We start from the raw sequence: 21,332 nt of genomic DNA, 5'->3' as shown, positions 1-21,332 counted from the left end.
ACCCAGTTATGCAAACCATCAAAACCCGAGCCGCTGTCGCCTGGGAAGCAGGCAAGCCCTTATCCATTGAAGAAGTGGATTTAATGCCGCCACAAAAAGGCGAAGTACTGGTACGTGTAGTGGCCACTGGTGTTTGCCACACCGATGCCTTTACCCTGTCAGGTGAAGATCCTGAAGGTATTTTCCCGGCTATTTTGGGTCATGAAGGAGCCGGTATTGTGGAAGCCGTGGGCGAAGGTGTCACCACCTTGGCGGTAGGCGACCACGTTATCCCCCTATACACCCCGGAATGTGGCGAGTGTAAATTCTGCAAGTCAGGTAAAACCAACCTCTGTCAGGCCATCCGCTCTACTCAGGGTAAAGGGCTGATGCCCGATGGAACCACCAGATTCAGTAAGAATGGCCAGCCTATCTATCATTATATGGGCACCTCAACCTTTGCCGAGCATACCGTGGTACCGGAAATCGCCCTGGCCAAAATCCCCAAAGATGCACCGCTGGAAAAAGTCTGCCTGCTGGGCTGCGGCGTTACAACCGGCATGGGTGCGGTAACCAATGCCGCTAAAGTACAAAAAGGCGATACCGTTGCGGTATTTGGCCTGGGTGGCATCGGCTTATCGGTGCTGATTGGGGCCCGCATGGCCGGAGCCGGGCGTATCATTGCCATCGATATCAACGAAGACAAATTTGACATTGCCAGACAACTTGGCGCTACCGACACGGTCAATCCAAAGCACTATGACAAGCCGATTCAGGAAGTGATAGTGGAAATGACCGACGGCGGCGTGGATTACTCCTTTGAATGTATCGGCAATGTCCATGTAATGCGTTCAGCCCTGGAATGCTGCCATAAAGGCTGGGGGGAGTCGGTGATTATCGGTGTGGCCGGGGCCGGCCAGGAAATCTCGACCCGTCCCTTCCAACTGGTTACCGGCCGGGTATGGCGCGGCACTGCCTTTGGTGGCGTTAAAGGCCGCAGTCAGTTGCCTGAGTACGTACAGCGCTATATGAATGGCGAATTTGAGCTGGATACCTTTATCACTCACACCATGGGCCTGGAAGACATTAATAAAGCCTTTGAATTAATGCACGAGGGAAAGTCCATTCGTAGTGTTATCCACTACTAAATTTACTCTGCGTTTTTTAATACTTTTGAGCAGAACTATTGTCACCACAAAGGCACGAAGAGCACGGAGATTACACAGAGTTTCGGGGGGCTCTGAGCGACCTCAGCAGCTCTGTGAGATATATTTTCATGTTTGAAGCCTTCGGCTGATATGGAATGTATCTCGCTAGAACGTAGACTGCGCGAAGAGATGCTCGCAGAAAGGTTATTCCCTTAAACAACTCCGTGTGCTCTGTGCCTCTGTGGTTAAAGTAATGAAGGTGATATATGGGTAATTTAAAGGAATTAAGCAGTGTAAAGACATTTGGCGGCTGGCAGAAACGTTTCAGCCACCGTTCTGCCGTGCTTGATTGCGAAATGCAGTTTTCGGTCTTTGTGCCGCCACAAGCCGAGCTGGGGCATCCCCTGCCGGTGCTTTACTGGCTATCGGGTCTGACCTGCACAGATGAAAACTTTTCCACTAAGGCCGGTGCGCAGCGTCTGGCTGCCGAGCTTGGTATCATGTTGGTGATGCCAGACACCAGTCCTCGTGGCGAAGGCGTAGCGGACGCGCCTGACGGAGCTTACGATCTGGGTCTGGGAGCAGGATTTTATGTGAATGCCACCCAAGCGCCCTGGCAGCGCCACTACCAGATGTACGACTATGTCAGCGCTGAGCTGCCGGCATTGCTGAATACCAACTTTAATCTGGGCAAGGCGGCTATTGCCGGGCACTCCATGGGCGGACACGGTGCGCTGATTCTGGCGCTACGCCATCCACAGCGCTACACCTCGGTGTCGGCCTTTGCCCCCATAGTAAACCCGATGGATTGCCCATGGGGGCAAAAAGCCCTGAGCGCCTATCTGGGAGAGGATCGCAGCCAATGGCAGCAATACGATGCCTGTCATTTGCTGGCCAGCCAAAGCCACTTTTCATTACCCATGTTAGTGGATCAGGGCCTGGCCGATAACTTTCTCGATACGCAAAAGCTCAGCCGCCCCTTACAGCTGGTTTGCCAGCAACAGGGGATCGAGGCGCAATTCCGTTATCATCAGGGCTATGATCACAGCTACTACTTTATTGCCAGCCTGATTGACGACCACCTGCGTTTTCATGCACAGCATCTGGGCCTGACAGAATGAAAAAAGCCGGTGTCTGTACACCGGCCTTTGTTAGCCATTTGCAAGCATAACCTTAACGGGTCAGTTTCTTTTCGACCTTGGCCAGAAGCAGATCAATTTCCTTCTGCCTGGAGCTGTCGGCAAACTCGCGATTCGGGCGAGGCTGCGCTTGTTTAGCCAGCAGCAGGTATTCCCTGGCCTTGGCGTATTTGCCATCGTCAAATAAAAATTCTGCATAAAAATAGTTTGGATCAATGCCTTCAGGATTGAGCGTCAAGGCCTGTTTCAGCAGCTTTTCCGCTTTTTTATCACTGCCAAAACTGATGGGCCAGCCAGGTAATTTGTGGTAAAGCACACCGAGGCTGGTCATTGCTGAGCCACTCAACGCCGTTTCATCCAGACTCATGGCTTTTTCAAAAGACTCCCGGGCCTGCTTGGCCAACCCCAGTGCATCCAATCCACCTTGCGCACCTGCTGCACTGGATTGACTGATGCCCAACCATATCCAGGCTTCAGCACGGTCCGGCCAGGTTTGAGTCAGCCCCTGCGCCTGGGCAATCAGTGCGTCGAAGCCTTTAAGCTTTTCTTTATCCTGTAAACTGTAGTTCACCACCGCCCATTGCTGCTGGACACCAAGCAACTCCGGCCATTCGTCGGCTTGTGCATATAGGCTCAGCGACAGTGAGACACCAGCCAAAAACATGGCAACCGTTCTTTTCAACATTTTCATACCAGGATCTCCTTAGCATGCTGTGCAGCAAATTTTTTGATAATGGGTAGTTTCTTGATCAGGGCATTGTCCACCAAAGAGGGAAATGCGCCGTTCAGACGAACAAAGAGTTTCTCCGGAAAACCAATAAAGGCCCGGGGTTGCGAGGCAAGTAACTGAGCCTTGAGCGCCTGGGCAACCTTTTGTGGGCTGTCCACCTGGTTGCCAAGGGCCTGATTCATGGCCACCACCTCATCGCTGTTGATAGCGGTCTGTGTTGCCCGCGGGGCCAGATAAAACACCTTCACGGCACTACCGGCCAGTTCGCGATACAGTGCTTCACTAAAGCCACGCAGACCAAACTTGCTGGCACAATAAGCGCTCTGACAGGCAAAACCAATACTGCCAAAGGCCGAACCGACGTTGACAATATAGGCTTCGCTGCGCTTTTGCAGCTGTGGCAGCAATGCTCGGGTTAGCAGCATGGGAGCCAGCAGGTTGGTTTGAATTGTTTGTTCCAGTTCCTCCGCAGAAACATGTTGCAACTCACCAAAGGGTGAGATACCCGCGTTGTTGATCAGCATACTGATGGCAGGAAAGCGCTTCAGTTCGCTAATTAGCGCTGCACGCCCCGCCGAGCTGCCGATATCGCCTACCAGCACATGATGTATACCGGGCAAACTGTCGGCCAGGCGCTGTAAACTCTGCTCGTCACGCCCTTGCAGGATCATTCGCACCCCAGATTCCGCCAATACCTTGGCAATAGCCTGCCCAATACCGCCGCTGGCGCCGGTGAGCAGACAAAGTTGATTAGACCAGTTCATAACCCCTCCTAAGCCGCGGCCGCCAAACCGTGACTAGCATCCAATTCGTGGAAGATATTGCCGTACAGGCGGAAGAACATACGGGCCGCATGCAATATCACCTCTTGCTCACCGGCATCGTCGATTTGGTTCATCAGATTTTCAAAGAACACAATGTGTTCCTGGTCTAACGCACCATGGGAGCGCAAATAGCTAAACGCCTTTGCTGGTAAGTTCAACTTGCCCTGAATCTGACTGGCGGCATTATCTGCCAGGGCGATACTGGTCCCCTCCAGCACAAACACCATGCCAAAGAATGCCAGTGGATTAACCCGTTGCACCGAATCATAGGCATAGGCCACCATTAACTCAGTGGCAGCCGATGGCTTGCCCTGTCTGGCCTGCTGCTTATCAAATCCACAGGCAGCGATATCGTTGAGGATCCATTCCTGATGACCCATTTCCTCTTCGATATATTCGCCGATGGCCTCACGCAGCCACTCCTTCGTTTCAGGCAAGCGGCTGCCCACCGCCATCAGCAACGGCACAGTGTGTTTTACATGGTGATAAGCCTGTTGCAGGAACGCCACATAGTCGTTCAGGTCAAACTCAGCGCGGAAACAGCGTTGGATAATCGGAGCAGAAAGCAGATATTCACGTTCTACCCGGGTTTCAGTTTGCAATCTTTCATACAGCTGCATGGCAAGCTCCTGTTGAGGTTTCCATCTTAAAAAGGGCATCGATGTGCGCCTGAAAATGTGTGCTTATAGCACTGCGCTTCAGCTTACCGTTGGCAGTGAAGACGCCCTTTCCAGCGACATCTGAGGCGTTGAGTCGTTGCCAGGTACGTACCTTGGCATAGTCAGGTAAGCGTGCGTTCACTTGTTCAATCGCGCTATTGACCAAGGCGTCGGGCAGATCCTGACGAACCGGGATCAGCAAAGCCGCGCAAAAGGGTTGATTGTCACCAAACAACATCACGTGTCGGAATAAACCGCTGGCCAGCAATTCGGCTTCCACCCATTCGGGCGAGATATTTCGACCAAAAGAGTTAATCAGCAAATTCTTCATGCGCCCGTCAATACAGACAAAGCCATCTTCAATCTTGCCTTTGTCGCCGGTATGGACCTGGGTGGGGTACCAACTGTCTGGTTCATTCAGATAGCCAAGAAACAAGTTACCCCGTACCACGATTTCGTCATTCTCAATGCTCAGGCGATTGTGTGGTAAAGGCTTACCAACGCTGTCTATGCGATGGCAGTCAGGGGTATTCAGCGCTACCACCGACACACATTCACTCAACCCGTAGCCCTGATAGACCGGCAATCCTAAAGCACTGGCCTGCGCCAGCAGCGCCGGAGCGACTTTGGCGCCGCCGACTGCAATAAACTGTAATGACGACGGTGGCTGCCAGCCCTGAGCACAGGCTTGTACCAACACATTCAGTAATTCAGGGACCAGAATGACACTGGTCGGTTGCCACTGGCTGATTAACGCCAGCATGGCCTGAATGTTCTGCAGTTGACTGCCAGAGAACCCTCTTTGCCCGTCGTTTGGCACAATCACCTTGCCACCTGCCAGTAACGGCGCATAAACACCGGCGATGTTTTCCAGCAAAGTCGCCAGTGGCAGTAAACATAAGTGCACAACATTCTGCATGGCCAGGCTGTCTACTATTGATTGGGCTGTCTTTTGCTGCGCAGCATGGCTCAGACACACGCCTTTAGGCGTGCCGGTTGAGCCAGAGGTAAAGGTAATCTTGCCGGTCTCCTTTGGCATGTTTGCCACCAGCTCCGGCATCAGACGCTGCCAACAGAAAGTACCAAAGGGAAGATTCTCACTTTGTGGCTGGGCCGGCGTGATAAGCAGATCAATGGCAGCACTGTTAAGTAAATGCGAGAGTTGCGATTGACTGAAAAACACCGGTACCGGTACACAGCAAATACCGGCTTGCTGACAAGCCAGGTCCATCAGCACCCACTCAATCCCATTGTCCAGCGCCAACGCAACATGACGCGCGTCCTGCGCCTTTAGCCAGGCGCTGCGAAGAGCCACCTGCTCGGCAAGCTGGCCATAGGTCAGGCTGGTGGTGCCGTCACACAATGCCTGAGCCTCAAGTCTGGTGTTGTCTGTGAAAAACCACATCACAGCGCCCTCAGCTCGTTACTCAGAAGTTGAATGTCCGCGCAAAAAGACGCAAACAGCCCCGGCAACAGATCACGTTCCAGCATGGGTAACATGGCATCATTTAAATCCAGCGCCATGACCTGTGGCTGCGTTTGATAGTAGCTGCCCCAATCGTCATTAGACGGGGCCAGGCGGGCGGGATCGGCGTCGGTCAGATAAGTGAGCTTAACGCCTTCTTTGGCCAGTAAAGCAATCAGGTGATGAGTGCCACAAAACAGCAAATGGGTATAGTGATTCAGATATAACCCCACCGCCATGGCCATAAACAGCGGCAGCGTATAACGACGTGACAGGCCATACAGGTTGCCCACCTCAGCGACCCGCTCTGGTTGGGTATAAATACCTTTTTGGGCCAGGCAGTCGAGCAAATCCGAAGATAAGTACTGTTGAATAAACAATGGGCTGCGGCCACTTCTCAGACCAAGCGCCGCCTGGTATTGCTGCCCCTTAATCGCCAGCAACATCGGCATAAAGTGATGAATATCTGCACCATAGGCTTTAGCAAACCCCTGATGAATAAAAGCTTCCAACTGACCGCGGGATGGGCTGGATGGACGGGCACAACTCAGGCTCAATCCCTGGCCGGGGTTCACATTGGCATGACGTGTTATATCGCCGCAATATTGTAAAACTTGCTGGTACATGGACAACTCCTATCACCGACTTCTGATAGGAAGTTATGCCGTCAAGCTTAACGAAAACTTAAGGCAGCAAAATAATCGAAAACTTTTCGCTCCTCCGGCTTGCCATCACCTCAGAAGTTCACCACTTGTGCGCTGGGTTTTATACCTTCGCTATGACTGCTGCGATATTCTGTGGGAGTCTGGTCGAAGTGGCGTTTAAATACCGCATACATGTATTGCAGTGAAGGGTAGCCACAAATATTGGCGATTTCGGTTGGGCTCACCTGCGTATCACTCAACATCTTGCATGCCCGCCCCAGTTTCTGGTTATGTAACTCGGTATGAATAGAATGCCCCCGCTCGCTGCGAAAACGTTGCTCCAGATTGGAACGGGAAATACCCACAAAGTCGGTGACCTGCTCAACTTTGATGCCACGGGTAGCATGCTGGCGAATGTAATGCATGGCCTGAATCACATAGGGATCTTTCAGGGCTTTAAAGTCGGTTGACTGTCTGGACGCAACGCCGGCCGGAGGCACCAGAATCTGTTTACGCCCAACCTGAATATTGCTGAGCTGCTTATGCAGCAACTTGGCCGCCTGATAGCCCATTTCAAAGCAGCCCTGAGTCACAGAGCTTAAGCTGATACGACTGAGAAAGCGGGCAATATCATCATCGTCTATACCAATTATGGCAACATTATCCGGTACGATAAGACCTATATGGTCACAGGCCTGCAACAAGTGCCTGGCCCTGGAGTCGGTGACGGCCAGAATACCTATGGGTTTGGGCAGGCTCTGGATCCAGTCGGTCAAACGGTTCATGGCATATTGCCAGGTTTCGGGGCGGGTACAATGGCCCTGATAGATCTGGCATTCGTAGCCGTCTTTGGCAGTTAATTCACTGATGGCCGCTTCCCGCTCTCTGGCCCAGCGGTGATTCTCATCAATGGGCACACTGTAAAAAGCGAAACGCTCCAGGCCCTTTTGCTTCAGGTGTTCATATGCCAGTTTTACTAACGCATAGTTGTCAGTCGCCACATAAGGCACCGCAGGATAGTGGTTGGGGTTGCTGTAAGAGCCGCCAACGCCGACCACAGGTTTGTCGCTGCCTTTCAGGGCAAGCTGAATGTTCATATCATCAAAGTCGGCAATAATGCCATCGCCACTCCACTCATGAATATGTTCCAGGCGACACAAAAAGTCTTCTTCAAGGTAGACATCCCAGTCGGCTTTGGACGATTGCAGGTAATGGCCAATGCCTTCGATCACTTGACGATCGTAGACTTTGTTGGCATTAAACAGCAGGGTAATACTGTGTCTGGCTTTGAACATATTCCACCCAATTACCTTTTTTATTTTTTAACCATACATTAACAACCCTGTAGAATCATAGACTTTAGAGCGATTTTGCAAAGACGCAAAGCATAATTAACCATCCGTTTACGAAATTTCGTAATTGCTGTAGCGACCTGACTGACCAAGGATCTAAGCACTTTCATCGTTATTGGACGTGTACATGTACCTAGGCATCGACCTTGGCACTTCGGGTATCAAGGTAATAGTGCTGGCCGAAGACGGCCATATCGCCGACAGCGAGAGCCATCCCCTGTCGGTAACAAGACCCAGGGCACTGTGGTCAGAACAGGATCCCGAACACTGGTGGCAGGCGCTGGACCAGTGCATGACACAACTGGCAGCCCGCCAGGCTTTATCCGGGGTCAAGGCCATCGGCCTGTCGGGGCAAATGCACGGGGCCACCCTGCTGGACGCAGACCATCAGGTTATCCGCCCGGCTATTTTATGGAATGATGGCCGCGCCCATGTCCAATGCCAACAACTTGAAGCCGAGGTACCCGACTCAAGGCAGATCACCGGTAACCTGGCCATGCCCGGATTTACCGCGCCTAAGCTACTCTGGCTGCACCAGCATGAGCCAGAGCAATTCAGTAGAATCGCCAAGGTATTGTTACCTAAAGACTACTTGCAATTCCGCCTGACCGGTCAGTTTGTGTCAGACATGTCAGATGCGGCAGGCACGCTGTGGCTGGATGTCGCCAAGCGCTGCTGGAGTGAAAAAATGCTGACAGCCTGTGGTTTGCAGCCAGCGCAAATGCCCAGGTTGCTGGAAGGTAACCAGATTGCCGGTTATCTGCATCAGTCGCTGGCCACACGCTGGCATATGCCTGCCGTGCCAGTGGTGGCCGGAGCCGGCGACAATGCCGCAGGTGCGATTGGGGTCGGACTGGTACGCCCCGGTCAGGCCATGCTGTCACTGGGCACCTCAGGCGTATATTTTGCTGTCAGCGATGGCTTCTTGCAAAACCCGCAATCGGCTGTACACAGCTTCTGCCACGCCCTGCCCGGCACCTGGCATCTGATGTCGGTGATTCTAAGTGCGGCCAGTTGCCTGAGCTGGTATGCCGATAATATTGCCAAAACGGCAGTACAAGCGCTGCTGGACGAACTGCATGGTTATCAGGCCGATGAAAAGGCGCCGCTGTTTTTACCCTATCTGAGCGGTGAGCGCACGCCGCACAATCAACCTCAGGCTCAGGGGGTATTTTTCGGTCTGACCCACCAAACCGAGCGGGTAGATCTGACCTATGCCGTACTCGAAGGTGTGGCCTTAGCCCTGGCTGAAGGGGCTGAGGTGTTACATGCCACAGGTTTGCTACCGGATGAGATCAGTTTGATTGGCGGTGGTGCGCGCAGCCCCTATTGGCGGCAATTGCTGGCGGACACTTTGAACCGGCCACTGACCTTTCGCGAAGGCGGCGATGTCGGACCGGCACTGGGCGCAGCCAGACTGGCCCAACTGGCCATGCATCCGGAGCAGGCTGTCACAGACCTCTGTCCACCACCGCCAGTCGTCACCGTGCATCAACCCAACCCAGTTGAACACAGCAGGCTGGCTAAGCGTTTAACCAGGTTTAAAGCCTTATATCAGGCTCTGAACAAACATTTCTGAGCAATGCGCAAAAGCACAAGAAAACTCTGAAAAAACATAATTGTTGGATAGCGGCTGATTGGCCACTATGCCCATATCAAAATTGACGGGAGAGCAGCATGGCTCAATATTTCGAGCAAATTAAACAGATCGCCTACGAAGGGCCAGACAGTACTAATCCGCTGGCGTTTAAACACTACAACGCCAATCAAATGGTGCTGGGTAAAAGCATGGCCCAGCATCTGCGTCTGGCGGCCTGCTACTGGCATAACTTCTGCTGGAACGGACAGGACGTGTTCGGCGCCGGTACTTTTAACCGTCCCTGGCTGGAAGCAGGCGATCCTATGGCCAGAGCGAAACAAAAGGCCGATATCGCTTTCGAATTTTTTAGCAAGCTGACCATCCCTTACTACTGCTTTCATGATGTCGATGTCGCACCAGAAGGCAGCAACATCAAAGAGTATGTGAATAACTTCGCACAAATGGTCGATGTACTGGAACAAAAACAGGCTGAGACCGGCACTAAACTGCTGTGGGGCACCGCCAACCTGTTCAGTAATCCGCGCTATGCGGCAGGCGGTGCGTCAAATCCCAATCCTGAGGTGTTCAGCTATGGTGCCACGCAGGTATTTCATGCCATGAACGCCACCCATCGCCTGGGCGGTGAAAACTACGTGCTATGGGGAGGCCGCGAAGGGTACGAAACCTTACTGAATACTGATTTACGCCAGGAGCGTGAACAGCTCGGCCGCTTTATGCAAATGGTGGTAGAGCATAAACATAAAATAGGCTTTAAAGGCACCTTGCTGATTGAACCCAAACCGCAAGAGCCCACCAAACATCAGTATGACTATGACAGTGCCACTGTGTATGGCTTTTTAAAGCAATATGGCATTGAAAACGAATTTCGCGTCAATATCGAAGCTAATCATGCCACCCTGGCCGGCCATTCGTTCCATCATGAAGTGGCCACGGCTATCTCGCTGGGTATTTTCGGCAGTATTGATGCCAACCGCGGTGATGCACAAAATGGCTGGGATACCGATCAGTTTCCCAACAGTGTGGAAGAGCTGACCCTGGTGATGTACGAAATCCTCAAATCCGGCGGATTCACCACAGGTGGCTTTAACTTTGATGCCAAACTACGCCGCCAGAGTATGGACAGATATGACCTGTTTCATGGCCATATCGGCGGTATGGATCATCTGGCCATCGCCCTGAAAAAGGCGGCGTTATTACTGGAGAAAGACTTTCTTGCCGACGCTGTGGCCAACCGCTACAGTGGCTGGAACAGCGCTTTGGGCAAAGCCATACAAAGCGGTGAGCATAGTCTTGAGTCCCTGGCATCCTTGGCGCTGGGACAGGAGTTTAACCCGCAACCCGTTAGCGGAAGGCAGGAATGGCTGGAGAATCAGATTAATCTGGTGCTGTTCCGCTAAGGTAACGCGTATTGTCGGCTTTTTATATGCCCGGCCTCAACCGGGCACTGGTATGTTCAGGATGAACGGGACTAAAAGCTGCTCCTGCGTTTTAGTCACTTCCGCCATCCCTGGCGGTCGGCTGATAACTGCTCCTGCGTGATCTGCACTTCCGCCATCCCTGGCGGTCGTCTTCCGTGGGTTCATGGATGAACAGGAACGGCGATGTTCAGGATGAACGGTAAAGACTATAAGCAACTTCCTGGCAGTTTATCTGTAATACAAGCCTGCTTAATATATCGAAACAATCGATACTTGGGATTCATTCAACCTGCAGTTATAGTGTAGAAAAACACAAATAAATCATGGTATGCAGCATCCTCTTCCTTATCAAATGCAGGTGATCAATCAGGTTCTGTATGTGCGGCTATTTGGCGTTTGGTCCAGTGCCGTGGTGAGCAAGGTGATGCAGCAGCTACCTGAATTAATCTCCCCCATAGAGCATCAACCCTGGGCCGCATTGGTGGATATGCGTGATTGGATTATGCCAACCATGGAGGCACTCAGCGGCTTTGACCAAATCTACCAATGGTGTCTGGCCCATAATCAAACCCATGAAGCCACGGTCTGCAAACTGGAAATGCAGCGCCGCCTGGTAGCCGACGTCTCCAGCTATGATCAGGCATCACAGCTTTACACCGCCAGTATTGACAAGGCCGTTAGCTGGCTGAATCAAAAGGGCTTTACCTTCGAACTCCCATCAGTTGGATAGTACGCAATCAATACGCACCGGACTTGCAGGTTTGTGGCAGGCATCAGCAATAACGCTTCCATGCATCTGGCAAAGGCATAAACCCACTGCCGCTATTTATCTAACTGGTAGCACAACGTCGCGGCAAATGGCTTGTGCGGCTGACTGAAGTGAAATGGAAAGCCTATCTGATTGGGCGAGTCAGGAAAAAATTGTGGCTCCAGGCATAGCCCCTGGCGGGGTATAAAGGGGGTGCCAAGATGCTCGCCGGTATAAAACTGCAACCCCGGATAATCCGCACTTACCGACAGTTGCAGTCGCTGATCCGGGCTGGTTAAGCTGGCTGCCGGTTGCTTAAGGCTGCCGCCGACCACAAAGTTGTGATCCACCACGGTGCCAGCAATCTGCCTGGGATATCGAAAGTCGAAGTTGCTGCCTTTAACACTGCGCAGTTCACCCGTGGGAATGCCCTGTGCATCAACCACCGCAAAATGCTCTGCATGGATTTGCAGATGATGGCCGTCCACCCTGCCAAAATCAGCGGACAAATTAAAATAAGGGTGCAAGGTCGGGCCAATCAGGCTGATTTGCGCGACTTCTGCCTGGATGCTCAGCCAAAGTCGGCTGTGATTGTCCAGTTCAAACTCCAGTTGATAGGTAACCGGACCAGGATAGCCGCCTTCCCCGTCCTGTTGTTGATATTGCAGTACAACATGAGTGTCACTCTCTTCAAGACACTGCCATTGCACATGATGCAGCCCTTTAGCCCCGCCATGCAGGTGATTCGCTCCTTCGTTCTGCTGTAGCTGGTAAGTCTGTGACGCAATCTTAAGGCGGCCGCCGCCAATACGGTTGGCATAGGGCCCCACCAGCGCACCTAAATGATAAGGGTCGTTTTGATAATGCTGAACATCAGTGTACCCCAATACGATGTCACGTCTGCCGCTGCCAAGTCGGGTTGACCAGCTATGTAAACGTGCGCCCCAATCCAAAATCGCTACCGCGTCGCCGACCCGGTTGGCTAAGCGGAAAACCTTAACTGACATAGAAAGTCCGGCAAATAAATATCAGCCTAAAAGCCAGACACCTGGTTTTAAAGTGCGATTGTTGACTTGGTCGTTATGGAATTTCGCCACAAACATTCAGAACTCGACGACGAAATACAGATATTCACCGCAGAGGCGCAGAGAGCGCTGAGATTTCAAAGGCATGGAGTGAAAATTACCCTGCTCTTCTCCGTGACCTCTGCGGCTCTGCGGTGATTACTTTTACGCGCTTTGTGGTCTGTTTGTCTCTCCACCACGAAGGTCTTATATGCACTGAGGGGCTGATAGCACTAAAAAGAAGAATTCGCCGCCGAGGAGCAGAGTGCGCTGAGATTTCAAAGGCATAGAGTGAAAATTCCCCCTGCTCTTCTCCGGGACCTCTGCGGCTCTGCGGTAAAAACGATCTGAACAATACCCCCAGCCAGCTTGCAGACCGCTTTGTTCACTCAGCAGTTGCACACGGATAGGCGGCCCGGTGGTGGATGCCACCGCCGCCCCAGACTGCAGCGGCAGCCTTAAGCTGGCCAGCTCAGCCGCTAGCTCAGCCCTGCATATCCTCCAATTCAGTGCCCTTGGTTTCATGCACCATCTTCATTACAAACCACACAGATAAGGCTGCCCCCAGTGCATACAGGCCATAAGCGCCGGCCAGGCCGATACCGGTCAGTAACATGGGGAAGGTCATGGTAATCAGGAAATTGCTGCCCCACTGCGCCAGGCCACTGACGGCCAGACCCGAGCCACGGATCTGATTGGGGAACATTTCTCCCAGCATCACCCACATCACCGGGCCCCAGGACATATTAAAGAAAAACACATAGGCGTTGGCGGCGAATAACGCCAAGGGGCCCCAACCGCCCATAATCAGGCGGCCGGATTCATCCTGACCGGCGTTGGCAAAGGCCAGCACCATCAGCGACAGCGTCACAGCCATCCCCACCGAGCCCCATTTCAGCAGTGGCTTTCGGCCAATTTTATCAATCACCAGTAAGGTGATCACACAGGCTCCTATGGACAGCGCACCACTTATCACATTGATCAGCAGAGCGTCGGACTCAGAAAAGCCCACCGCCTGCCACAGCACTGCACCGTAGTAAAACACCACGTTAATACCCACCAGTTGCTGAAAAGTCGCAAGGCCTATGCCGACCCAAACAATCTTGCGCACCTTACCACTGTGCTTGTCGATAAGATCACGCATACGGGGTCTGTGGTGGTCCTTGGCCAGGGACTGGTCGATTTCCTCTACCTTGCGACGCGCTACGGTGTCACCATACAGGCGTGCAAGCACCGCCAGGGCCTGCTCACGACGCCCTTTAACCACTAAAAAGCGCGGGCTTTCTGGAATAAACAACAGCATCAGCAGAAATAACAACGCCGGGAACAGTTCAATCCAAAACATCCAGCGCCAGGCCGCATACTTCATCCACAATTCACTGGTGGAAGCACCGGCACTGGCGGCCAGAATATAGTTACTTAAAAAAGCCGCAAACAAGCCACTGATAATGGCAATCTGCTGGACTGTGGTGAGCATGCCCCGGTAGCGGGCCGGTGCCACTTCAGAAATATAGGCCGGCGCCATTACCGATGCTGCGCCCACGGCCAGTCCACCCAGCACCCGGTAAACCACAAACTCCCCTGACGTTGCAGCAATTCCTGAACCCCAGGCGCTGATAATAAACAGCACCGCAGACACCAGCAGCAGTGCGCGGCGCCCAAAGCGGTCTGCCAGCCGACCGGCAAAGAAGGCCCCCACCGCGCACCCCAGCAACATACTGGACACATTAAAGCCGGTGCCAATGCTTTGGGAATTAAAGGCCATTTGCAGGCCATCAACGGTGCCGTTAATGACGCCACTGTCAAAGCCAAACAAAAAGCCGCCAATAGTGGCAACAATACTGATAAAAGCAATAAAGAAGCGGTTTTCTTCCTGAGCCGGGCTCAGGGCTTTGTCCATCACTTGGTCCAACTTGAGTTCCTCTGTTGAAAAGCAGTTTGCTGAGGTTTTAACCCAGCATACGGCCACCGCATCATTGACGCACCCGGTTTGTTAAAAATAATAAAGCTGCACTCACATTCCGTTAACCACCAGCCAGACTTTCGCTGGTATGGTGGGGCCACAGCGTCACCCCAAGAGGTGACCAGATAGCTAAAAAACACAAAAGCGGAACAACATGTCGCAAACTTTGACCATTACCGAGAAGGTGGGATACAGCCTGGGAGATTTAGCTGCCAACCTGATTTTCCAGACTCTTATGACGTTTCTGGCGTTTTTTTACACCGACGTGTATCAAATTCCACCCGCCCAGGCTGCCAGCATTATCTTTATCGGCGGCCTGATCGGTGCATTTTTTAATCCATTGATGGGCCTGATAGCCGATCGCACCCAAACCCGTTTTGGTAAATTTCGCCCCTGGGTGCTGTGGACGGCAGTGCCATTTGGCCTGATTGCCCTGGCTGCGTTTTCCACCCCGGACTTCGGCCCCGACGGCAAGCTGGTCTACGCCTTTGTCACTTATGTACTGTTGGTGATTATCTATTCGGCCAACAATCTGCCCTACTCTGCCCTAAGTGGTGTGCTTACCGGCAGCATGGCTGAGCGTAACAGTTTATCCGCCTACCGTTTTGTGGCGGTGATGGTGGCACAATTTATCATTCAGGCGCTGCTTCTGCCGTTGGTATTGATTCTGGGGGACGGTGACAAAGCCCTGGGCTTTAAAAACACCATGACGATATTTTCTGTGGTGGGCATCGTGTTTTTTCTAATCACCTTTATCACCACAAAAGAACGGGTAATAACAGTGACTGAGGGCCATTCCAGCATAACTCAGGATCTGCGCGACCTGTTGCGTAACCGGCCCTGGGCCATCATGCTGATTCTGACTGTCCTGGTGTTTGTCACCTTGTCCCTGAAAGGCGGCATGTACGTTTATTACTTCGAGAATTATCTGCATGCAGCGCAGATAGCCGCGTTTCTGCAGGATATTGGCTTTAATCAGTTTATCGCTGGCCTGAATAGTCTGTTGACCAGTATCGGGCTGAACGCGTTTCACTGGCCTGAAGATGCGGCCACCTCAGGCTTCAGCCTGTTTAATGCAGGTGGTATTTTATTGATGATTGTCGGTATTGGTTTTTCCAAACCGCTGGCAGACCGCTTCGGCAAACGGGATGTCTTTGCCGTAGCACTGTTTATCTCCACGCTGTTTATTCTGGTGTTTTATCTGCTGCCAGCCGACGCCATCGGTTTAGTGTTTCTGGCGCAGATTCTGCACGGCTTTTTCTACGGCATCACCATTCCCCTGCTTTGGGCCATGATTGCCGATGTGGCAGACTATTCAGAATGGAAGAATCACCGCCGTGCCACCGCGATCATCTTTTCCGCCATGATCTTTGGACTGAAACTGGGTCTGAGCATTGGCGGCGCACTGGTGGCGGCCATTTTAGCCCATTATGACTACAGTGCTGCCCTGACCATACAGGCCCCTGAGACCATTGAAGGGATCAAATTGTCGGTCAGCCTGTTTGCCGCTATGCCCTTTTTAGTCGGTGTGGTTATTGTCAGCCGCTATGAAATTAATAAGCGACGTGAACACCAGATAGAGCTGGAACTTAGCCAGCGTCGCCAGGCACTGCAGAGCCAGTAACAAGACAGGAGCAGGTATGTCAGAACAATCCATCGACTATAAACAACTGCGCGCCAAAGCGTTGTCCCAGCCACTGGTAGAGCATATTTATACCGCAGATCCGTCTGCCCATGTGTTTAATGGCCGCATCTATATTTACCCGTCTCATGACATTGATGCCGGAATTGCGTTTAACGACAACGGCGACCACTTTGCCATGCAGGATTACCATGTATTGTCTTTAGACAAACCGGGCGGTCAGGTCACAGATCACGGTGTGGCCCTGCATATAAAGGACGTGCCCTGGGCTGAGCGGCAAATGTGGGCACCTGATGCGGCGTATAAGAACGGCACCTATTACTTCTACTTTCCGGCCCGTAATGCACAGGGGCGCTTTCAGATTGGCGTAGCAACGGGGGATTCCCCTGCCGGGCCCTTTAAGGCGCAGCCGCAACCTATAGCCGGAAGTTTCTCCATTGATCCGGCAGTTTTCGCCGATGACGACGGGCAATACTACCTGTATTTCGGCGGTATTTGGGGCGGGCAACTGCAGCATTACCGCGATTGTCAGTACGATCCGGCCTTTGCCGAGCCTTTGGCGCATGAGCCGGCATTGGGACCGATGGTGGCGCGCCTAAGTGAAAACATGCTGGAATTTGCCCAAACACCACAGCAGATCCAGTTGCTTGATGAGCAGGGGCAGTTGCTGCAGGCCGCAGACAACCAGCGGCGTTTTTTTGAAGCGTCCTGGCTGCATAAATACCAGGGCAAGTACTATTTTTCTTACTCCACCGGCGACAGCCATTTTATCTGCTACGCCACAGGCGACAGCCCATACGGCCCATTTGTCTATCAGGGCAGGATTCTGGAGCCGGTAGTGGGGTGGACCACGCATCATTCTATCTGCGAAGTCGACGGCAAGTGGTATTTGTTTTACCACGATTCCAGTTTATCCGAAGGCATCACCCACTTGCGCTCGGTCAAAATGGCCGAATTAACTTACGACGAGCAGGGCCGAATCCAGACTCTGCAACCTTATAAGGAGTGACAATGCGAGTATGTAAAGTGGTTACCGGAGTGGGACTTTCACTGTTTGCCTTGTCGTCCTGGGCGCAACCTTGGCCCTATCAGAATCCTGATCTTGCGATAGAAAAGCGCGTAGAAGACTTGCTGGGCCGTATGACACTGGAAGAAAAAGCCGCGCAACTGCAAACCATCTGGCATCAGCGCCGCGACATGGAAGATACAGAGCAACGTTTTTTGCCAAACAAAGCCGCCGACATTATGCCCCTGGGCATTGGCCATATTGGCCGTCCCAGTGAATTTAAAACCCCGCGTCAGACCGCCGAATTTAATAACGCCGCCCAGCGCTGGCTAAAGGAAAACACCAGATTAGCCATCCCCGCCCTGATGCATGAAGAGGCCCTGCATGGCTATGTGGCCTTTAATGCCACCAGTTTCCCCCAGGCTATTGCCCTGGCCAGTAGTTGGTCGCCACAGGATATGCACGATATCTATGCCCTGGCCGCCAGCGAAATGCGTGCGACCGGCGGACACTGGGCGTTGACGCCGATATTGGATATTGCCCGCGATCCACGCTGGGGCCGCATTGAAGAAACCATGGGTGAAGACCCTTATCTGATGACCGCCATGGGGGTTGCGGGGGTCAAAGGTTTTCAGGGCGAGCCCAACAGCACGCAGTTTGCCGCGGATAAGGTTGTCGCCACCTTGAAACATCTGACCGGCCATGGTCAGCCCCAGGCAGGCGTGAATATAGCCCCGGCACATATAGGCAAACGGGAACTGCATGAAATCTTTCTGCCGCCTTTTGAAGCCGCGGTCAAACTGGCCAGAGCTGGCAGCATCATGGCGTCCTACAATGAAATTGACGGTATCCCCTCCCACGTCAACCAGCCACTGCTGCAGGACATAGTGCGAGACGAATGGGGTTTTGATGGTGTGGTCGTCAGCGACTACTACGCTATCGCCGAACTGGTGAGTCGCCACAGCCTGTATCAGGATGACGCTCAGGCCGCCATAGCCGCCCTGAGTTCAGGTGTGGATATGGAAACCCCGGATCGTCAAACCTTCGTACATTTAGTCAAACTGGTGCAAAGTGGCCAGTTGCAGGAAGCACTGATAGACAGAGCCGTACGCCGGGTACTGACGATGAAATTCAGACTGGGGTTGTTTGAGCAGCCATTTGTGGATGCCAGTCAGGCCGATGCCTTAGTCGGCGCCCCTGCCCAGCGTGAATTTGCCCGCCAGGTGGCGGAAAAGTCTATGGTTTTACTGAAAAACGACGGTTTGCTGCCGCTGGATGCTGGCAAGCTCAGGTCCCTGGCAGTGATAGGTCCGCATGCAAACGAAACCCTGCTTGGCGGTTACAGCAGCATTCCTAAACAAACAGTGAGTATTGTGGCGGGTCTGCGCGATAAGCTTAAAGGTCAGGTACGGGTAGACTATGCTCCTGGCACCGAATTAACCCGGGACCAGTTCAGCCCTGACCAGCGCAGCCAGCAGGCCAACAGCTTTTCGATGCAGCGCTGGAATGAGGATAACGTGGTGTTAGGCGAACCGCAGCACAATCAACGCTTACTGACCGAAGCAGTGGCGCTGGCAAAGCGTGCCGATGCAGTGGTACTGGTGCTGGGTGAAAACGAAGCGCTGTCCAGAGAAGCCTGGGCAAACAGTCATCTGGGCGATCGCACCAGTCTGCAACTGGTGGGCAATCAGGTGGCACTGGCCAGGGCGATACTGGCCACCGGCAAACCCGTGGTACTGGTGCTGACCAATGGCAGACCGCTGGCCTTAGGCGCACTGGCTGAGGACATGCCAGCCATTATTGAGGCCTGGTATCTGGGCCAGGAAACCGGTTCCGCCATAGCCAACGTGCTGATGGGGGATGTCAGCCCAAGTGGCAAATTGCCGCTGACGTTCCCGCGCAGTGCCGGTCATATTCCCAGTTATTACAATCATAAGGCGTCAGCCAAACGGGGTTACTTATTTGATGATATCACCCCACTTTATCCATTCGGGCATGGCCTGAGTTACAGCCAATTTGAGTATACAGATCTGCAACTTGACGCCAGCCATGCCAAAGCGAATGGCCATATCAAGGTCCGTTTCACCCTGAAAAACAGCGGTCAATACACGGCAACCGAGGTGGTGCAGCTATATATCCAGGACCCGGTAGCCAGCGCCACCCGGCCGGTAAAGGAATTGAAGGGCTTTCAGCGGGTTGCCCTGCAACCTGGTCAGCAAGCCCATGTAAGTTTTGAGCTACCGGTGAATCTGCTGGCATTTTTTGATAACCACATGCGCTGGGTGGTAGAGCCAGGCGACATCAGACTGATGATTGGCAGCTCGTCGGCGGATATTCGACTGCAGGATTTATTTCGTATCCAGGGCGACACCACCGACGTCAGTGCCAATAAGGCTTACCTGAGCCGGGCAGAGGTAAGCTACTAACTCTTTTAAACAGCGCTAAACGCCCTGTAACAGATCTTATAGCAGGGCCAGCCCGCCCATCAGGATAAACAAAGCGGCGGCCAGCCAGCGAGTGAGTTGAAAAGGGATTTTCTCCATCAGCCTGGCCCCCAGATAAATCACTGGCACATTGGCGACCAGCATCCCCAAGGTGGTACCAGCAGTGACCCAAACGACGGATTTAAATTCCGCAGCCAGCAAGACCGTGGCCACCTGGGTTTTATCGCCGATTTCCGCCAGGAAAAACAGCACCAATGAAACAACAAAAGCGCCATACTGATCAAAGCGGCTGCCAATGGCTTCTTCTTTGTCTGGTACCAACAGCCATAGCCCTACCAGAATAAAACTGCCAGCCAACAACCAGTGACCCACCGATGAACTGACAAAGCCTACCAGCCAGGCACCAAGCCAGGCTGATGCGGCATGATTAAGTAAAGTGGCAACAAGAATACCGAGGACAATTGCCATTTTGTTGCGAAACTTGGCTGCCAGCAGCAGGGACAGTAGCTGGGTCTTATCGCCCATTTCCGCGATAGCCACCACGGCAGTAGAAGTAAGGAATGCATCCATTGAACTGGTCTCAGGCGGGATTTTAAACCAAAGGCAAACAACCATCTCCCGCCAATGGGATGGCCATTTGCCTCAGGTCTCGCCGATATCCACACCATGCACGGATACAAATTTGCCACAGGCTGCTGCCTGACTATGTTGACAAACTTACCTGCCATAGCTGGCAGGCGGGCTACTCCCCCAAGACGGTCGCGAGCGTAGCATAGAAGTTAAATTCATCCAAACCTATTTGCGGGTTGGGTATTTTCTGACCTGGATCAAAGGGTCGCAAAAGCATCGGCATAAACTATCGATAAAGGCAAAATCTGTCGGAGCTAAATATGTCAGACCAAAATTTGATCAAGTTACTCAGGCTGCTGATGCTCACTGGGCTGACCATGATAGCGCTGGGTACAGTGCTGCACTTTAGCGAGACCATGGCCAACCTTGGGATTGCTGGCATTATTGTCAGTGCCACGCTGGTAGCGATTGGCATGGCGTTATCTCTGCCAACCAAGATGTATCTGACCTTTTTGTTAATGAAACGCGAAACAGACAAGCCAATCCCCCGATTGGTTAAGTGATGCCCTGCTCTGAAATGTGAAAAATACTTGGCATTTCATACTCATCCCGCTCAATAAGGCCATCTTACACTGCATAGGACCAAGCTTGGGTTCATGCTTTTTTATATCGTCCAGGCGAAATTGACAACGCTGTCAATGTGATATATAACCAGTAAAGTTAATATTTATTTGTTATTTTTTACCATTAATTCACATTTCTTAATGTGGCTTCAACAGGTGCGATTGCCGCACAGCTCAACGTGGCGTTGTTGTTGAGCAAGTGGTGCTGTTGCAGCAAATAGAATCGGCAGTTTTGCCAAAAGGTTCTGATGTTTTGATGCTCTGTGCATGTTGATTTTTACCAATAATTAAAAGTTATTTGTCGCTATGTACAA

18 protein-coding genes and 1 riboswitch are annotated in these 21,332 nt (G+C 52.5%); of the genes, 9 read left to right on the top strand and 9 right to left on the bottom strand.

Annotation, left to right across the window (positions count from 1 at the left end):
- The first annotated feature begins 8 nt into the window (after window positions 1-8).
- Both CSR04_RS18305 and fghA read left to right on the top strand, forming a co-directional pair.
- A complete protein-coding gene (locus CSR04_RS18305; protein WP_102797775.1) occupies window positions 9-1,127 on the top strand; it encodes an S-(hydroxymethyl)glutathione dehydrogenase/class III alcohol dehydrogenase in 1,119 nt (372 codons plus the stop codon).
- A 266-nt stretch (window positions 1,128-1,393) separates the two neighbouring features.
- A complete protein-coding gene (fghA, locus tag CSR04_RS18300; protein WP_102797774.1) occupies window positions 1,394-2,248 on the top strand; it encodes an S-formylglutathione hydrolase in 855 nt (284 codons plus the stop codon).
- 52 nt (window positions 2,249-2,300) lie between these two features.
- On the opposite strand, the gene CSR04_RS18295 is transcribed toward fghA, so the two are convergent.
- The 6 genes from CSR04_RS18295 to CSR04_RS18270 all read right to left on the bottom strand — a co-directional run bounded on the left by CSR04_RS18295 (window position 2,301) and on the right by CSR04_RS18270 (window position 7,883).
- The gene (locus tag CSR04_RS18295; protein ID WP_102797773.1) at window positions 2,301-2,957 is read right to left on the bottom strand and encodes a tetratricopeptide repeat protein; all 657 of its coding nucleotides are present in this window, start codon (window positions 2,955-2,957) and stop codon (window positions 2,301-2,303) included.
- Window positions 2,954-3,760 carry an SDR family oxidoreductase gene (locus CSR04_RS18290; RefSeq protein WP_102797772.1) on the bottom strand — a complete coding sequence of 269 codons (807 nt, stop codon included), beginning with the start codon at window positions 3,758-3,760 and terminating at the stop codon, window positions 2,954-2,956. The genes CSR04_RS18295 and CSR04_RS18290 overlap by 4 nt, the downstream gene beginning before the upstream one ends.
- Window positions 3,761-3,768: 8 nt before the next feature.
- Window positions 3,769-4,440: an iron-containing redox enzyme family protein gene (locus CSR04_RS18285; protein WP_102797771.1), complete on the bottom strand. Its 672-nt coding sequence runs from the start codon at window positions 4,438-4,440 to the stop codon at window positions 3,769-3,771.
- Window positions 4,427-5,884: an AMP-binding protein gene (locus CSR04_RS18280; RefSeq protein WP_102797770.1), complete on the bottom strand. Its 1,458-nt coding sequence runs from the start codon at window positions 5,882-5,884 to the stop codon at window positions 4,427-4,429. Before CSR04_RS18280 ends, CSR04_RS18285 begins: the two co-directional genes overlap by 14 nt.
- Window positions 5,884-6,570 (bottom strand): thermostable hemolysin, encoded by a 687-nt coding sequence (locus CSR04_RS18275; RefSeq protein WP_102797769.1) that lies wholly within the window; start codon window positions 6,568-6,570, stop codon window positions 5,884-5,886. Before CSR04_RS18275 ends, CSR04_RS18280 begins: the two co-directional genes overlap by 1 nt.
- Before the next feature lie 110 nt (window positions 6,571-6,680).
- Window positions 6,681-7,883 carry a XylR family transcriptional regulator gene (locus tag CSR04_RS18270; protein ID WP_102797768.1) on the bottom strand — a complete coding sequence of 401 codons (1,203 nt, stop codon included), beginning with the start codon at window positions 7,881-7,883 and terminating at the stop codon, window positions 6,681-6,683.
- Window positions 7,884-8,067: 184 nt separating this feature from the next.
- Between CSR04_RS18270 and xylB the strand changes: the two genes are divergently transcribed.
- The 3 genes from xylB to CSR04_RS18255 all read left to right on the top strand — a co-directional run bounded on the left by xylB (window position 8,068) and on the right by CSR04_RS18255 (window position 11,688).
- Window positions 8,068-9,519 carry a xylulokinase gene (gene xylB, locus CSR04_RS18265; protein WP_102797767.1) on the top strand — a complete coding sequence of 484 codons (1,452 nt, stop codon included), beginning with the start codon at window positions 8,068-8,070 and terminating at the stop codon, window positions 9,517-9,519.
- Between the two features lie 98 nt (window positions 9,520-9,617).
- On the top strand, window positions 9,618-10,937 hold the full coding sequence (gene xylA, locus CSR04_RS18260) for a xylose isomerase (RefSeq protein ID WP_102797766.1): 1,320 nt from the start codon (window positions 9,618-9,620) through the stop codon (window positions 10,935-10,937).
- A gap of 349 nt (window positions 10,938-11,286) precedes the next feature.
- Window positions 11,287-11,688, top strand: coding sequence for a hypothetical protein (locus CSR04_RS18255; RefSeq protein ID WP_102797765.1), 402 nt, complete (start codon window positions 11,287-11,289; stop codon window positions 11,686-11,688).
- Between the two features lie 92 nt (window positions 11,689-11,780).
- Here CSR04_RS18255 and CSR04_RS18250 read toward each other — a convergent pair whose 3' ends face one another.
- The gene (locus CSR04_RS18250) at window positions 11,781-12,713 is read right to left on the bottom strand and encodes an aldose epimerase family protein (RefSeq protein ID WP_102797764.1); all 933 of its coding nucleotides are present in this window, start codon (window positions 12,711-12,713) and stop codon (window positions 11,781-11,783) included.
- Between the two features lie 541 nt (window positions 12,714-13,254).
- Window positions 13,255-14,670, bottom strand: coding sequence for a sugar porter family MFS transporter (locus CSR04_RS18245; RefSeq protein ID WP_102797911.1), 1,416 nt, complete (start codon window positions 14,668-14,670; stop codon window positions 13,255-13,257).
- 217 nt (window positions 14,671-14,887) lie between these two features.
- Here CSR04_RS18245 and CSR04_RS18240 point away from each other — a divergent pair, with 217 nt between their 5' ends.
- From CSR04_RS18240 to CSR04_RS18230, 3 genes are read left to right on the top strand one after another with little or no spacing between them, the layout of a single operon-like run.
- The gene (locus CSR04_RS18240) at window positions 14,888-16,357 is read left to right on the top strand and encodes an MFS transporter (protein WP_102797763.1); all 1,470 of its coding nucleotides are present in this window, start codon (window positions 14,888-14,890) and stop codon (window positions 16,355-16,357) included.
- A gap of 16 nt (window positions 16,358-16,373) precedes the next feature.
- Window positions 16,374-17,384: a glycoside hydrolase family 43 protein gene (locus CSR04_RS18235; protein ID WP_102797762.1), complete on the top strand. Its 1,011-nt coding sequence runs from the start codon at window positions 16,374-16,376 to the stop codon at window positions 17,382-17,384.
- Between the two features lie 2 nt (window positions 17,385-17,386).
- A complete protein-coding gene (locus CSR04_RS18230) occupies window positions 17,387-19,807 on the top strand; it encodes a glycoside hydrolase family 3 N-terminal domain-containing protein (RefSeq protein WP_102797761.1) in 2,421 nt (806 codons plus the stop codon).
- 36 nt (window positions 19,808-19,843) lie between these two features.
- Here the strand turns inward: CSR04_RS18230 and CSR04_RS18225 are convergent, their stop codons facing one another.
- Entirely contained in the window at window positions 19,844-20,395 is a 552-nt protein-coding gene (locus CSR04_RS18225; protein ID WP_102797910.1) for a TMEM165/GDT1 family protein, read from the bottom strand.
- A gap of 84 nt (window positions 20,396-20,479) precedes the next feature.
- A riboswitch (yybP-ykoY riboswitch) is annotated at window positions 20,480-20,588 on the bottom strand.
- Window positions 20,589-20,715: 127 nt separating this feature from the next.
- Here CSR04_RS18225 and CSR04_RS18220 point away from each other — a divergent pair.
- Window positions 20,716-20,958, top strand: coding sequence for a hypothetical protein (locus CSR04_RS18220; protein WP_102797760.1), 243 nt, complete (start codon window positions 20,716-20,718; stop codon window positions 20,956-20,958).
- Window positions 20,959-21,332 lie beyond the last annotated feature (374 nt).

This window comes from Bowmanella denitrificans (assembly GCF_002887595.1).
Taxonomy (GTDB): Bacteria; Pseudomonadota; Gammaproteobacteria; order Enterobacterales; family Alteromonadaceae; genus Bowmanella; species Bowmanella denitrificans.
The sequence above is the reverse complement of the archived record's forward strand: the minus strand, read 5'-3'. Positions and strand labels throughout refer to the sequence as shown.

Bases quoted from the DNA above. Each gene is read 5' to 3' on its own strand.
- CSR04_RS18290 (WP_102797772.1), bottom strand. From the start codon at position 3,760: ATGAACTGGTCTAATCAACTTTGTCTGCTCACCGGCGCCAGCGGCGGT.
- CSR04_RS18270 (WP_102797768.1), bottom strand. From the start codon at position 7,883: ATGTTCAAAGCCAGACACAGTATTACCCTGCTGTTTAATGCCAACAAA.
- CSR04_RS18255 (WP_102797765.1), top strand. From the start codon at position 11,287: ATGCAGCATCCTCTTCCTTATCAAATGCAGGTGATCAATCAGGTTCTG.
- CSR04_RS18250 (WP_102797764.1), bottom strand. From the start codon at position 12,713: ATGTCAGTTAAGGTTTTCCGCTTAGCCAACCGGGTCGGCGACGCGGTA.
- fghA (WP_102797774.1), top strand. From the start codon at position 1,394: ATGGGTAATTTAAAGGAATTAAGCAGTGTAAAGACATTTGGCGGCTGG.
- CSR04_RS18275 (WP_102797769.1), bottom strand. From the start codon at position 6,570: ATGTACCAGCAAGTTTTACAATATTGCGGCGATATAACACGTCATGCC.
- CSR04_RS18235 (WP_102797762.1), top strand. From the start codon at position 16,374: ATGTCAGAACAATCCATCGACTATAAACAACTGCGCGCCAAAGCGTTG.
- CSR04_RS18280 (WP_102797770.1), bottom strand. From the start codon at position 5,884: ATGTGGTTTTTCACAGACAACACCAGACTTGAGGCTCAGGCATTGTGT.
- CSR04_RS18295 (WP_102797773.1), bottom strand. From the start codon at position 2,957: ATGAAAATGTTGAAAAGAACGGTTGCCATGTTTTTGGCTGGTGTCTCA.
- CSR04_RS18220 (WP_102797760.1), top strand. From the start codon at position 20,716: ATGTCAGACCAAAATTTGATCAAGTTACTCAGGCTGCTGATGCTCACT.
- CSR04_RS18240 (WP_102797763.1), top strand. From the start codon at position 14,888: ATGTCGCAAACTTTGACCATTACCGAGAAGGTGGGATACAGCCTGGGA.
- xylA (WP_102797766.1), top strand. From the start codon at position 9,618: ATGGCTCAATATTTCGAGCAAATTAAACAGATCGCCTACGAAGGGCCA.
- CSR04_RS18230 (WP_102797761.1), top strand. From the start codon at position 17,387: ATGCGAGTATGTAAAGTGGTTACCGGAGTGGGACTTTCACTGTTTGCC.
- CSR04_RS18305 (WP_102797775.1), top strand. From the start codon at position 9: ATGCAAACCATCAAAACCCGAGCCGCTGTCGCCTGGGAAGCAGGCAAG.
- xylB (WP_102797767.1), top strand. From the start codon at position 8,068: ATGTACCTAGGCATCGACCTTGGCACTTCGGGTATCAAGGTAATAGTG.
- CSR04_RS18225 (WP_102797910.1), bottom strand. From the start codon at position 20,395: ATGGATGCATTCCTTACTTCTACTGCCGTGGTGGCTATCGCGGAAATG.
- CSR04_RS18285 (WP_102797771.1), bottom strand. From the start codon at position 4,440: ATGCAGCTGTATGAAAGATTGCAAACTGAAACCCGGGTAGAACGTGAA.
- CSR04_RS18245 (WP_102797911.1), bottom strand. From the start codon at position 14,670: ATGGACAAAGCCCTGAGCCCGGCTCAGGAAGAAAACCGCTTCTTTATT.